Annotated in this window: 13 protein-coding genes; 7 read left to right on the top strand and 6 right to left on the bottom strand. The window is 65.2% G+C overall.

Annotated features, from left to right (window positions below; translation table 11 throughout):
• Nucleotides 1-23 precede the first annotated feature (23 nt).
• From ACL02S_RS18305 to rsmA, 3 genes are all read left to right on the top strand, one after another.
• A complete protein-coding gene (locus tag ACL02S_RS18305; protein WP_412803664.1) occupies nt 24-851 on the top strand; it encodes a TatD family hydrolase in 828 nt (275 codons plus the stop codon).
• A 215-nt stretch (nt 852-1,066) separates the two neighbouring features.
• Nucleotides 1,067-1,258: a hypothetical protein gene (locus ACL02S_RS18300; protein WP_412803663.1), complete on the top strand. Its 192-nt coding sequence runs from the start codon at nt 1,067-1,069 to the stop codon at nt 1,256-1,258.
• Between the two features lie 76 nt (nt 1,259-1,334).
• Nucleotides 1,335-2,216, top strand: coding sequence for a 16S rRNA (adenine(1518)-N(6)/adenine(1519)-N(6))-dimethyltransferase RsmA (gene rsmA / locus ACL02S_RS18295; protein WP_412803662.1), 882 nt, complete (start codon nt 1,335-1,337; stop codon nt 2,214-2,216).
• A 60-nt stretch (nt 2,217-2,276) separates the two neighbouring features.
• Here the strand turns inward: rsmA and ACL02S_RS18290 are convergent, their stop codons facing one another.
• The 5 genes from ACL02S_RS18290 to ACL02S_RS18270 all read right to left on the bottom strand — a co-directional run bounded on the left by ACL02S_RS18290 (nt 2,277) and on the right by ACL02S_RS18270 (nt 7,780).
• A complete protein-coding gene (locus ACL02S_RS18290; protein WP_412803661.1) occupies nt 2,277-2,483 on the bottom strand; it encodes a heavy-metal-associated domain-containing protein in 207 nt (68 codons plus the stop codon).
• Between the two features lie 135 nt (nt 2,484-2,618).
• Nucleotides 2,619-4,430 carry an ABC-F family ATP-binding cassette domain-containing protein gene (locus ACL02S_RS18285; RefSeq protein WP_412803660.1) on the bottom strand — a complete coding sequence of 604 codons (1,812 nt, stop codon included), beginning with the start codon at nt 4,428-4,430 and terminating at the stop codon, nt 2,619-2,621.
• 161 nt (nt 4,431-4,591) lie between these two features.
• Nucleotides 4,592-5,527: a 4-(cytidine 5'-diphospho)-2-C-methyl-D-erythritol kinase gene (locus ACL02S_RS18280; protein WP_412803659.1), complete on the bottom strand. Its 936-nt coding sequence runs from the start codon at nt 5,525-5,527 to the stop codon at nt 4,592-4,594.
• A 97-nt stretch (nt 5,528-5,624) separates the two neighbouring features.
• Entirely contained in the window at nt 5,625-6,515 is an 891-nt protein-coding gene (locus ACL02S_RS18275) for an Abi-alpha family protein (protein ID WP_412803658.1), read from the bottom strand.
• Nucleotides 6,506-7,780 (bottom strand): DUF445 domain-containing protein, encoded by a 1,275-nt coding sequence (locus tag ACL02S_RS18270; RefSeq protein ID WP_412803657.1) that lies wholly within the window; start codon nt 7,778-7,780, stop codon nt 6,506-6,508. The genes ACL02S_RS18275 and ACL02S_RS18270 overlap by 10 nt, the downstream gene beginning before the upstream one ends.
• Nucleotides 7,781-7,949: 169 nt before the next feature.
• Here ACL02S_RS18270 and ACL02S_RS18265 point away from each other — a divergent pair, with 169 nt between their 5' ends.
• Both ACL02S_RS18265 and ACL02S_RS18260 read left to right on the top strand, forming a co-directional pair.
• On the top strand, nt 7,950-8,912 hold the full coding sequence (locus tag ACL02S_RS18265; protein ID WP_412803656.1) for an Abi-alpha family protein: 963 nt from the start codon (nt 7,950-7,952) through the stop codon (nt 8,910-8,912).
• A 476-nt stretch (nt 8,913-9,388) separates the two neighbouring features.
• Entirely contained in the window at nt 9,389-9,916 is a 528-nt protein-coding gene (locus tag ACL02S_RS18260) for a nuclear transport factor 2 family protein (RefSeq protein WP_412803737.1), read from the top strand.
• 2 nt (nt 9,917-9,918) lie between these two features.
• On the opposite strand, the gene ACL02S_RS18255 is transcribed toward ACL02S_RS18260, so the two are convergent.
• Nucleotides 9,919-11,562 carry a peptide chain release factor 3 gene (locus ACL02S_RS18255; RefSeq protein WP_412803655.1) on the bottom strand — a complete coding sequence of 548 codons (1,644 nt, stop codon included), beginning with the start codon at nt 11,560-11,562 and terminating at the stop codon, nt 9,919-9,921.
• Between the two features lie 303 nt (nt 11,563-11,865).
• On the opposite strand from ACL02S_RS18255, the gene ACL02S_RS18250 reads away from it, so the two are divergent.
• Both ACL02S_RS18250 and pth read left to right on the top strand, forming a co-directional pair.
• A complete protein-coding gene (locus ACL02S_RS18250) occupies nt 11,866-12,453 on the top strand; it encodes a 50S ribosomal protein L25/general stress protein Ctc (protein WP_412803654.1) in 588 nt (195 codons plus the stop codon).
• A gap of 70 nt (nt 12,454-12,523) precedes the next feature.
• Complete coding sequence (gene pth / locus ACL02S_RS18245; RefSeq protein ID WP_412803653.1) at nt 12,524-13,066, top strand: aminoacyl-tRNA hydrolase; 543 nt, start codon at nt 12,524-12,526, stop codon at nt 13,064-13,066.
• The last annotated feature ends 9 nt before the right edge of the window (nt 13,067-13,075 follow it).

Genomic DNA, 13,075 nt, shown 5'->3' with positions numbered 1-13,075 from the left:
GCGCTTCGGGGTGGTGATCCGCGATGAGCGCCGCACGTCCCGCGCCACAGCTGCCCGAGCCGCTCGCGCCGATCGTGGACGCGCACACTCATCTGGACGCGTGTGGCGCCACCGACGCGGCCACTACCGCGGTGATTCTCGACCGGGCCGCCTCGGTCGGTGTCGGCCGAGTGGTCACTGTGGCCGATGATCTGGCCGCCGCGCGGTGGGCAGTGCGCGCCGCGCACTGGGACGATCGGGTTTCCGCCGCCGTGGCACTGCACCCGACCAGGGCGAACGCACTCGATGACGAGGCGAAAGCCGAGCTGGAACGCTTGGCCGCCGATCCGCGTGTGGTCGCAGTGGGTGAGACCGGCCTGGATTACTACTGGCCGGGCAAACTTGCCGAGTGCGCCGATATCGAGACGCAGATCGAGGGGTTTCGCTGGCATATCGATCTGGCCAAGCGGATCCGCAAACCGTTGATGATCCACAACCGTGAGGCCGACCACGACCTCCTGACCGTACTGCTGGACGAAGGTCCGCCGGACACCGTGATCTTCCATTGCTTCTCCTCGGATACGAATATGGCGCTGTCCTGTGTGGCAGAGGGCTACATCCTGAGTTTCTCCGGGACGGTGAGCTTCAAGAACGCGCATGAGCTTCGGGAAGCGGCCAAGGTTGTGCCCGATGAGCAGATCCTGGTCGAGACGGACGCGCCGTATCTGACGCCACATCCGTTCCGTGGTGCCCCGAACGAGCCGTATTGCTTGCCCTATACGGTGCGGGCCCTTGCCGAGTTACGTGACCAGGATCCTGTGGAATTGGCGGAGCTCACCACAGCCAACGCTCGTCGGGTCTATCGCTTCTGAGGGGCGGAATTCGGCGGGAGCCGAACCTGCGCCGCCGACCGCCGCCTCGGCTGGTCGGCGCCTCGGCTATGCGACACAGTCGTATGTCATATATCACAATGAGGTTTCATTCTGCGATACACCTGCGGTTCGATATCCGCGGATCTCGCGGAAAAGACGATAGTTCGGAGTGTGTGGTTGCCGACCCCCGCCTTTGTCGTTATCGTGCTGTGACCATGTCATCATTCACGCGGATCAACCAGTCGCGGTCCCCACTGCTGTATCTCGCGGTCGGGGCGTTGTTGCTGATGCTGATCGTCGGAGCGGGTTTGGTGATCGCGAATGGCGACAAGACGGCGGCCGCGGGCAGCGGTGCCGCGCTGTCGATCCGATCGGCCCATGAGGCCGTTGTCCCGGTCGGCGGATAACGCGACGGGAGTCGGTCTGCCGGTACGACCCCGGGGGAGGAATTCGAGCAGGTGCCTCGATTGATAGATTCTCGAGGTGTCCGAACCTGAGATTCCTGTTCGTGGGAGTGCTGCGTTGCTAGGGCCCGCCGAGGTGCGGGTGTTGGCGGAGCGGTTCGGGGTGCGGCCGACCAAGCAGCTCGGGCAGAACTTCGTCCACGATGCGAACACGGTCCGGCGGATTGTCGCCGCGGCAGGAGTAGGTCCGGCGGATGTGGTGCTCGAGGTGGGGCCGGGCCTCGGTTCGCTGACCCTCGCACTGCTGGATGTGGTCGACTCGGTGGTCGCGGTCGAAATAGATCCGGTACTCGCGCGGCATCTCCCGGTGACCGTCGCCGATCGGGCGCCGGAATTGTCCGGACGGTTGTCGGTGGTCGAGGCAGACGCGCTGCGCGTCGCCGCCGCGGATCTGCCTACTGCGCCGACGGCGCTGGTGGCCAACCTCCCGTACAACGTGGCGGTGCCGGTGCTGTTGCATCTGCTCGCCACGTTGCCGAGCATCACGGTCGCTTTGGTGATGGTGCAGGCCGAGGTGGCCGACCGGCTCGCAGCCGAGCCCGGCGGTCGCATCTATGGTGTGCCGAGCGTGAAGGCGGGATTCTTCGGCACCGTGCGGCGGGCCGGTGCGGTGGGTACCCAAGTGTTCTGGCCGGTACCGCGGGTGGAGTCGGGATTGGTCCGGATCGAACGCTTCGCCGAGCCGCCGTGGTCGATGGATGCCGAGCATCGCCGCCGGGTCTTCGCAGTGGTCGATGCCGCCTTCGCGCAGCGCCGCAAAACTCTCCGCGCGGCGCTCGCGACGTGGGCGGGCTCACCCGCTGAAGCCGAACGTCGCCTGCTCGCCGCGGGAATCGCACCCACTGCCCGCGGCGAGACCTTGGAGACGGCGGATTTCGTCCGTCTGGCCGGTCAGGCGTAGATACACCCGGCTCGGGGACATCCAGCGGCTCGTGCGCCGGACGTTCGCCCCTCGGTGTGATCAGCTCGCGATCTCGTAGCCCGCTTCGTCGACGGCGGCGGCGATATCGGCATCGGTGATCGGTGTGGTGCTGTCGACTCGGACCATGCCACTACTGAGGTCGACGTCCACCTCGGTGACACCGTTGATCTTGCTGATCTCGGTCTTGACGGAGCTGACGCAATGTCCGCAGGTCATCCCCGTGACGGTGTAGGTGGTAGTGGGCATATCCGTCTCCTTCATTCCTTTGCGACTATACGGCAGGGGGGTATGTAACTCTATGTGCAATATACCCCCGCTGGGTATATTGCACAATGTGGTCGCCGGTAGGGCACGATGGCCGTATCCGGGATGTCAGGCGGTCTATACGCTCTCGGCCAGTTCCAGCCAGCGTGCTTCTGCGGTCTCTTTCTCCGTCCGTACCTGCTCGAGTTCCGCGCTCAGGGTGAGCAGCTTGTCCCGGTCGGTGGCGGCATCGGCCAACGCGGTGTGCAAACGTTGCTGGCGATCGGACAGTTTGTCGATGGCGCGTTCCAGGCGGGCCAGTTCCTTACGGGCCGTACGGTAGGCCGCGGCATCGGTGGCGGGTGTCTGGGCCTGCTTGGTTTCCGGTGCGGTGGTACGGGACCAGTTCGCGGCGAGGGCAGCGCGCTTGGTCAGGTATTCCTCGATGCCACCGGGGAGGTGAGTGAGTTTGCCATCGCCGAACAGTGCCCACGCCGAATCACAGACGCGTTCGATGAGGTAGCGGTCGTGGCTGATTACCACAAGCGTGCCTGCCCAGTTGTCGAGCAGATCCTCCAACTGCTGCAGGGTATCGATATCCAGGTCATTGGTCGGCTCGTCGAGCAGCAGCACATTCGGCTCGGACATGAGAATGCGAGTCAGTTGCAGGCGGCGGCGCTCGCCGCCGGACAGATCGCCGACCGGGGTGCGTTGCCTGGCTGGACTGAAGCCGAGCCGCTCGGCCAGCTGGCCCGCCGAGATCTCTTTGTCACCGAGCACGATGCGCTGTGCGACCTGCTGTACCGCTTCCAATACGCGCAGTTCGGTCGGCAGATCGTCCAGTTCCTGGCGCAGCCAGCCGATCTGCACGGTCTGGCCCTGAATACGTTTGCCGGTGGTCAGTGTCGAGCCGTCCGGGTCGGTAGCTCCGGCCAGCGCGCGCAGCAGCGTGGTCTTACCCGAGCCGTTGACGCCGACCAGGCCCACACGCTCTCCTGGGGCCAGCCGCCAGGTGAGATCGTGTACCAATTCCCTGCCGTCCGGGGTAGTGAGCGTGGCGTTTTCCAGTTCGACGACCACGCGACCGAGCCGCTTGCGCGCGAAGGCGGCCAGCGAGACACTGTCGCGTGGCGGTGGCACATCGGCGATCAACGCTTCAGCGGCTTCGACCCGGTAGCGCGGTTTGGAGGTACGTGCCTGTGGGCCACGCCGCAGCCAGGCCAGCTCCTTACGGGCCAGATTGCGTCGCCGTGCTTCGGTCGCATCCGCTTGGCGGGCGCGCTCGGCGCGGGCGTAGATCCAGTCGCCGTAACCGCCTTCGTAGCTTTCGACCTTGCCGCCGACCACCTCCCAGGTGCTGGTCGCGACAGTGTCGAGGAACCAGCGGTCGTGGGTTACCACGACCAGTGCGCTGCGGCGGTTCAGTAGATGCTCGGCCAGCCACTGCACCCCCTCCACATCGAGATGGTTGGTCGGCTCGTCCAAGACGAGCAGATCGAGTTCGCGCGCCAGCGCGGCGGCGAGCGCGACTCGGCGCCGCTCACCACCGGAGAGGTTGTCGACAGGGGTGTCCATACCGAGATCCGCGATGCCGATGCCGTCCAGCACTGAGCGGATGCGAGGGTCGGCGGCCCATTCGTGCTCGGCGATCTCGTCGGTCATCGCGTCATCGGCAAGTCCGGCCAGCACTACCGAGCCGACTGTCGCCCCTTCTGGCAGTACACCGCGCTGGGTGACCACTGCCATGCGCAAGCCGCCGAGCCTGCTGACCCGGCCGCTGTCGGGTTCGGCTATACCGGTGAGCACCTCGAGCAGGGTGGTTTTACCGCCGCCGTTGAGGCCGACGACCCCGATCCGTTCGCCCGCGTGCACGCCGAGCGATACGTTGTCCAGTAGCGGCTTGATACCGAAACTTTTGTGGACCTGTTCGAGGTTGATCAGGTTGGACATGGATCCTTCCGGGTCTTGCGGCGGCTGCCGATAGTGCTCGGGGCCAGCGTACCGACCGGGAAAGACGGGCTGTCGTCCTGGCGAAGGAAGGTGCTTATGCGACGGGCCCAGTTCATTCGGCGCCGCGCCGATTCGTGCAGCCGATAGCCCGGTGGTGACGGTCAGTGTTTGTCGGCGGGGTTATCGGTCAGCACCCTGGCGCCGGGCATGGGGCCGCTGGCTGTCCGTACGCTGCGGCATACGCCCGCGCCTGCGAGTTCGGCAGCCACCGATATCGCGGCTTCCGCGTTTTCGCAGAGGAACGCGCAGGTGGGTCCGGAACCGGAGACCAGCCCGGCCAGTGCGCCGGCGGCCACGCCAGCGCGCAAGGTGCGGCGCAACTCCGGTTTCAGTGATAGCGCCGCCGCCTGCAAATCGTTGCCGAGTAGCGGGGCGAGCTGCTGTGCCTCGCCTGCGGTGAGTGCCTGCATCAGTTGCTGCGGTTCACCGAGCCGAGGTGGCTCACCGTTCGCCCGCAGCCGGTCGAGTTCGGCGAAAACGGCCGGGGTCGAAAGGCCGCCCTTGGCGAAGGCGAGCACCCAGTGAAACGTGTTGCGGGACAGGACCGGCAGCAGACGCTCCCCGCGACCGGTACCGAGTGCCGTGCCGCCGTGCAGCGCGAACGGCACATCGCTGCCGAGTTCGGCTGCTATCGAACCGAGCTGATCTCTGGACAAGCCCAGCTGCCACAGTTCGTTCAGCCCGACCAGTGCGGCGGCGGCATCCGCGCTGCCGCCGGCCATCCCGCCTGCCACCGGAATCCCCTTGGCGATAGCGATTTCCACCAGGGGGGCGTGGTCGCCGAGGCGCGCGAGCCGGACGGCGGCCTGCCACACCAGGTTCGCCTGGTCGGTCGGCACCTCCGCGGCCCCCTCGCCGGTGACTCGAACCGACAGCGACGCCGAAGGCGTGATCTCCAGATCGTCGCTCAGCGACAATGCCTGGAACACGGTGGTCAGGTCGTGGTAGCCATCGGCGCGCAGGTCGCCGACTCCGAGATAGAGGTTCACCTTCGACGGCGCGCGTACGGTGATAGGACTCGGCACTACGGACAGCACGGTGCCCAAGCCTATCCGTTGCTCCCTATGCCCGCGCGGCTCGCCGCCGACCCGGCCCGCGTACACCGGAGCGGGGGACGAGCCGGTGTGGCGAGGCTCAGTGCCCGGAGGCGTGTCCGTCCTGGAATACCACGGGCAGGCAGGTGGCTACGAAATCCGTACCGAAATCGGTGAGTACCACACTGCGGTAGATCACCTTGGTGCCGAAGCCGGACCGCTTCAGTATCTCCCGCACCGGTGACTGCGCCTCCAGTAGCTGGTAGCGGTTCGGGTTGCCGACCGGTTCGCGCGCGTGCTCGATCAAACCCAGCCGACGCAGATTGGTCAGGTACTGCTGAATGCGGTTCGGGAAGCGCAGCCCGGCCTGTTCGCCGATCAGCGTGAGCATTGCGCCGAGGCGTTCGGCGCCGAACGCGCGAGGGCGTCCGGTGCGGATATCGATCGAGGGCTGTGACCCGTCCGTATACAGGAAGCGCAGGATACGTGCCTCATCCGGGGTCAATTCGGCCAGCATACCCGCGAAGGCGGGGTGGTTGTCGTCCTCGTCCTCGGTGCCCGCTGACCAGCGCAATAGTGCGGCGCCTTGTTCGCGCAGGGTCGGCGGATGCTCCGGTGCAGGCGATATCGCGGCGTCCGGGAGCCCGAGGGCTCTGCGTAGCGCGTCGCGGAGCTCGGCTTCGGCCTCGGCGAATACCTCCCGGCGCGGCACGCCCTCGATACTGCGTCGGGCGACAGTGGCGGTGACGCCGACCGCGGTACCGACACTCCAGACGGCTACTTCGGTGACGGTAGTCACGGCGAACCGGGCCAGGCCGGTCGCGGCTCGCGCCGCGGCCACCGGAGTCGTTACCCGTCTCGGTAGTTCGCCGGCACGGGCGATATCTGACACAGGCCGCCGAGTGATCTCTCGCGACGGCGCGGTATTCGTCGCCGTCGTCGTGCGCTCGACGGCCTCGATATCGTCGTCGCCCGGATCCGCTACAGCCATGATGTCGCCACTCCCGTTCCGAATATCAGAATATGAGCGTATCCGGCGAAAAGCCCCAACACGCCGCCATGGACGAAAAGAAGCCACTCGTCCTGCTTGATGGCCGCGCGGAGCATATCGACGAAGTCCGGAGGTGACAGTGTCGACATCTGTTTGGCGATGTACTCGTTGATCTGTTTACCCTGCCGGACATTGAATTCGGGGTCGGCGAACGCGATCGGTGCGATAGACATGGCCTCGGTGGTCAGCGTCGTCTGCAACGAGTCGTATTCGCGACTGCCGAGCACGAACTTGACCGCGGGCCGTGCCGGACCGAGCGCGCGGTCGGCGGCGGGCCGCAGGGTGTCCTCCAGCATCTGCATGGTGCGGTCCGAACGGGGGCCGGTGAGCAGCTCATCGCCGATATTGGCCACGGTGATCACCTGGCTGGAGACCAATTCCGCGTAGCCATCGGTGATCTCGGGCTTACGCTTGATCAACAGCCCCTGTCGCCATGGGCACCACCACTTCGGATAGGCGGGCGCGAAGATCATGGTGATGCCGATCCAGTTGACCACCCAGCCGATGATGACACCGCCGATCGGCAGTACCACCAAGGTGGACCATCCGGTCAGGTGCAGGACGAGGACCAGGACCGCACCCATGGGAGCGCCGAAGTAGAAACCGAAGTTCTGCATGAATCGCAGTTCCTTGGCGCCGAGTACCTGAAACAGTGTGTTGAGCAGTTGTGGCCTGGCCTGAAAGTAGCGGATGACCATCTGCTTCACATCGAGCAGTTGATCGATATTCTCACCCAATTCCTCGGTGAGTCCGCGCAGAATCTCCGGCAATTGCTGACGCACCCTGGCGTGCACCATATCGCGAACCTGGGTGGGCAGGTTGTACCAGAGCTGGGGATGTTCACGTCGCAGAATGTCTTCGACGATGTCCCTGATCTGGGTATCGGCGATGCTGGCCAGGTGTTCGGCCAGCTTGTCCGGTTCGAGTTCGCGGTAGAAGTCGGCGACGCTGCCGAGTTTGGCCAAGCCCTTGTCCACCGCGATACTGGCCATCTTGTCCGCACGGGAGGGGACGATGCCCTGCCAGCCGATCCTGCCGTCGTAGCTGAGCAGTGGTAGTACCTGAATTCGCTTGGGGAGCAATGGATACAGTGCTTGTAGGCCGGGGAGTCGAAAGCCGTGGAAGGCGACCGGCCGGAACAGCATCAGCACACCGGTCCAGTTGGTGATGTAACCGATGACCCCCGTGAAAAGAGGTATGGTCACAAGCTCGAGAAGGATCGTCGGATGGATTCCGAAGACGCTCTCTAACACGACACCCTCCTGCCGGTACCCCGGTGACCGCCGCCGCACCGGCACCCAAAACTAGCATCCATTCGGCGTGGAAACCCATTGCGCGGCGTGATGGTCGCACAGTACTGGGTAGGCGCCGCACATGACCGGCGACACAAAGGGCAGTAATCTGTGGGGCGGATTCGTTCACCCGGCGATATCTTCACCCGGCGATATCGGAGAAAACGTGGCAGACGACAGGACCGGGCAGGACGTGGCCCGAGCCGGTTCCCGCACCGTCGAACGCAGTTCGGATGTCGAACAGCGGCAGATCAGCAACGAGGCACGGCTGATCCGCGGAGTGTTCCGGGCGGCCGGAATGGCCGCGGGCACCGTCGTGCGTGGCAGTCAGTGGGCCGTGGGCACCACATTCGAAGTCACCAAGGAAATCACACAGGCAGCGCTGGAAGGTGACTCGTCGGCCGAGCTCGCCGAGCGGACCGGAAACGCGCTGCGGTCCATCGCTCGTAGCGCACTCGGCGTCACCGAGGGTTCGGTCCGCGAGATCGTCAGCTACGTCCCGACGCCGAACGGTTCCGCCGCGCAGCAGGCGCCCGCGATCGGCCCGTATCTGCGCTCGGCCACCACCGAGGAGTTGCGCCGTCGCGGCGACGCGCTGCTGGCCAGATCGGCCGATGTCTATTTCACCGAGGACGTACACCCGGCCTATGACCGCATCCTCGATGAGCTCGCTCCCGACGAGGCTCGTATCTTGCGTTTCATGGCGCTCAACGGCCCGCAGCCGTCGGTGGATGTGCGTACCAATCGTCCACTCGGCATCGGCTCGGAGTTGGTGCAAGGCGATCTCACCTCGGTTCCGGAGCAGGCGGGCGTACGTTATCCGGATCGTGCCCGGTCCTATCTGATCAACCTCAATCGCCTCGGCTTGACATCGACTTCCACCGATCCCGTGGTGCTGAGCCGGTACATGGTGCTCGAAGTGCAGCCGGTGGTGGAGACGGCGTTACGGAAGGCGGGCCGAGCGCCGAAAATCGTCCGCAAAAGTCTCCAGCTCACCGAGTTCGGTGCGGACTTCTGTCATACCTGTTTCACGATCGGAAACTGATCTCGGTGGCCGGTCTGTGCCGGGATATCCGGGATATCCGATAACCAGGAGGGTAAAACCGGGGTAGCAATCTGATACAGCACTCCCAATTCAGCGTGTGGGGTGGAATTGTTGAGGGTATGGATCAGAGAAACGGCGGGCAAGGGCGCGGCGATCCAGGCTTGGGTATCGCCGGGCAAGTGCGTAACGACCGAGGTGAGGGTCCGAGCGGACAGAGCCGCGACGATCCGGAATTCCCTCCGGACTGGCAAGAGCACGGCAGCGTTGGGTTCGATCCCAGTGGACCGGAGCGCGGCGTCCAGGAGACGGACTCGGACGAGCGGGACCGCGATGATCGTGGGATCGATACCGGTGAGCGGGATGGTAGCGATCAGCGTACGGATCAGCGGTTGCGTTTCGATGCGGGGCCGATCGACTTCGGGCAGGTGCGTGGTGATCCGAGAACGGCACGCGGATATGAGCGTGCGGAGCGAGGCATCGACGACATCACGGCGATCAGCCGGCTCAAGTATCGGTATCTACGGGCGCTCGATACTAAATCATGGGATGAATTTTCGGATACCATGATCCCCGAGGCGACCGCTACCTACAGCGAATATCTCCAGTTCGAGTCGCGCGAGGCTTTTATCGCATTCATGCGCAACACGCTCGGTCCGCATGTGATCACCGAACATCGGTGTGACCATCCCGAGATCAATATCGAAGGCGATACCGCTACCGGTACCTGGTACCTCGCCGATACTGTCCTCATTCCTGGGCACAATATGCTGCTGCGTGGTGCGGCCTTCTACAGCGACCGCTACGTTCGCTGTGAGGACAGGCGCTGGCGGATCTCCCACACCGGTTACGAGCGCACGTACGAGGTCGTACTCTCTCTCAGTGACCTGCCGAGCCTTCGTTTGACCTCCAGTCGCTGGGGTTTGATCGCCAAGGAGGACGGCATCGCTTCGGTGGAACGCAATCCCGGCGCGTCGTCGTTGCGGCCGGAATCCGAGGTGGGCTGAGTTCAATCAGCGGTGGCGACCAAGGGCTCCAGAGTGAGCGCCGGGTGTTCCTTCTCGATGTACTGCAGCCGCCATTTGTCGCTGAACAGCGCGAGTAACGCACCGTCGGAGCGGGTGAACACCTCCACCCCGCGCTGCCGTCCGAGTTCGTCCGCCGATGCGGCATCGGTGCGTCGGGCCAGGGTGTATCCGAGGTGCTCCAGGGTAGTTTCCACCGTGAACTCCGCACGCATGCGCGCGGTGACCACCTCGAACTGCATCGGGCCTACGGCGGCGAGCACCGGGGAGGCATCGCCGCGGAGGTCATTGCGCAGCACCTGCACCACACCCTCGGAGTCGAGCTGGTCGATCGCCTTGCGGAACTGTTTGTACTTGCCCGCGCTCTGCGCGCGCAGCACGGCGAAATGCTCCGGCGCGAAGGACGGGATCGGTGGGAACTCCACCTTCTTGTCCACATACAGCGTGTGGCCGGGAGCCAGTGCGGTCGCGTTCACCAGACCGACCACATCGCCGGGATACGCGGTGTCGACGGTGGCACGCTCGCGGCCGAAGACGGTCAGCGCGTATTTCGTGGCGAAGGGTCGACCGGTCTGCGCATGGGTGACCACCATGCCGCGTTCGAACTCACCGGACACGATCCGCATGAACGCGAGCCGGTCGCGGTGCGCGGTATCCATGCCTGCCTGCACTTTGAATACCACCGCGCTGAACGGGTCGCCGGTCGCGCGGGTGTTGCCGTTGAGGTCGGGGCGGGCGCCGGGTGCCGGGGCGAGTGCGACCAGGGTCTCCAAGAGCTGCCGCACGCCGAAGTTCAGCATCGCGGAGGCGTAGATGACCGGTGAGGTCTGCCCGGCGAGGAAGAGTTCCTGGTCGTGGTCCTGACCGGTGGCCGAGAGCAGTTCGCTCTCCTCGGCGGCGGTAGTCCACGGCTCGCCCTCGCGTGTCTCGGCGGCCTCCGGGGTGAGCGATTCCTCCGGTGCGATGGTCGCGCCGCCCGCGGTGCGGGTGAAGTGGATGTATTCCAGTGCTGCGCCATCGGGTCCACGGCGCAGCAGACCGCGGAAATCGCCCGCGATACCCACCGGAAGGAACAGCGGGGTCGGGGTGAGGCCGATGCGCTCGTCGATCTCGTCGAGCAACTCGAGGGGGGCCCGTCCCGGCCGGTCCCATTTGTTGATCACGGTGATCACCGGTATGCCGCGATGTCTACATACCTGGAACAGTTTCAGCGTCTGCGGTTCCAAGCCCTTGGCCGCGTCGATGAGCATGACCGCCGCGTCGACGGCGGTGAGCACCCGATAGGTGTCCTCGGAGAAATCGGAGTGGCCGGGAGTGTCGACCAGGTTGATCACGTTGTCGACATCCGAGCCCGCGGCACGATAGTTGAACTGCAGCGCGGTGGAGCTGACCGAGATGCCACGCGCCTTCTCCATCTCCATCCAGTCCGAGACGGTGGATTTGCGACCGGCCTTACCGTGGATCGCGCCTGCCTCGGCGATCATCTTGGCGTGCAGGGCGAGCGCTTCGGTCAGTGTGGACTTGCCCGCGTCGGGGTGGGAGATCACCGCGAATGTGCGCCGCCGGGCGACCTCGGCGGGTAACCCGCGGAGCGCGGGGGTGACGACACCCTCAGGGGAGGCGCTCAACGCAAACAACCTTTCGCAGACGATCGACCGGCAACCACGCCAGCGTACGTGACGAACCCTAACGGGAGCTGAGGCGCTGGTGATCACCCGATTCATCGCGTCCGTATGCGCTGGGGTATGGTGTCCGGGTTGTCTCGGCGAGGGTGACCGCAGACTTTTTGCGACACCGTGATCGACGCGGCGCGGCTTCTGGCCGTCCTCGGTCGGTCCTCGCCCGACGAGTAGACCACCCCGGTCAGGTGTGAGCAGCCCCTGACGGGTAATAGCCGCCAGCCAGGAAGAGCCGTAGGAGTAGATCCAGTCATGTCCGACGTCAACCTTCTCGAAGCCTCCGTCCGCACCGAATTCGGCAAGGGCGCAGCTCGCCGTACCCGCCGCGCGGGCAATGTCCCGGCCGTACTGTACGGCCACCAGGCCGACCCGCAGCACCTGTCGGTCAACGCCCAGGCCTTCGCCGCCATCCTGCGTGAGCACGGCACCAACGCGGTGCTGAACCTCGTCATCGATGGTAAGAAGCAGCTCGCGCTGACCAAGTCTGTTGTGGTGCATCCGATCCGCCGTTACATCGAGCACGCCGACCTGCTGATCGTCCAGCGTGGCGAGAAGGTCACCGCCGATGTGTCCGTCACGATCGTCGGCGACGCCGCCGCGGGCACCCTGGTCACCCAGGAGGCCACCACCGTCTCCATCGAGGCCGACGCATTGCAGCTGCCCGAGACCATCGAGGTCTCCGTCGAGAACGTCGAGCCGGGCACCCAGATCACGGCGGGTGCGCTGCAGTTGCCCGCCGGTGTCGGCCTGGCCGCCGATCCGGAGACCCTGATCGTCAACGTGATCGCGGCTCCGTCCGCCGCACCGGAGGCCGCCGAGGTCACCGAGGCCGCCGAGTAACCGGAAAGCCGAAGCACTGACTACTACCGGTACTACCGAAAACTCCACCGGCCCCGCGCTCGTGGTCGGTTTGGGTAATCCCGGCCCCGAGTACGAGCGCACCCGGCACAACATCGGTTTTCTGGTCGCCGACGTGCTCGCACAGCGCGTCGGCGGCCGTTTCGGTGTGCACAAGAAATCCGGTTCCGACCTGTTGCAGGCGCGGCTGGACGGCCGTCAGGTGCTCATCGCCAAGCCACGCTCGTTCATGAACTTGTCCGGGCGTCCGGTGGCCGCGCTGGCGAAATTCTTCTCCGTACCGCCCGCCGAAGTGCTCGTGGTGCACGATGAACTCGACCTGCCGTTCGGCACGATCCGGCTCAAACGTGGTGGTGGTGCGGGCGGGCACAATGGCTTGCGCTCTATATCCAGTGCCCTGAACAGCCCGGACTATCTCCGTATTCGGATCGGTATCGGTCGTCCGCCAGGTCGGCAGGACCCGGCTGATTATGTGTTGAAGCCGTTCGCCGCGCCGGAGCGCAAAGAGGTCCCCGTACTCGTCGAACAGGCTGCTGACGCAGTGGAGCTGTTGCTGCGTGTCGGCCTGGAAACCGCACAGAACCAGGTGCACTGAGGGCCGGTC

The organism is Nocardia spongicola, assembly GCF_047200775.1.
In the GTDB taxonomy this organism is placed as follows: Bacteria; Actinomycetota; Actinomycetes; order Mycobacteriales; family Mycobacteriaceae; genus Nocardia.
This window is presented reverse-complemented; position numbering and strand designations above follow the sequence as displayed.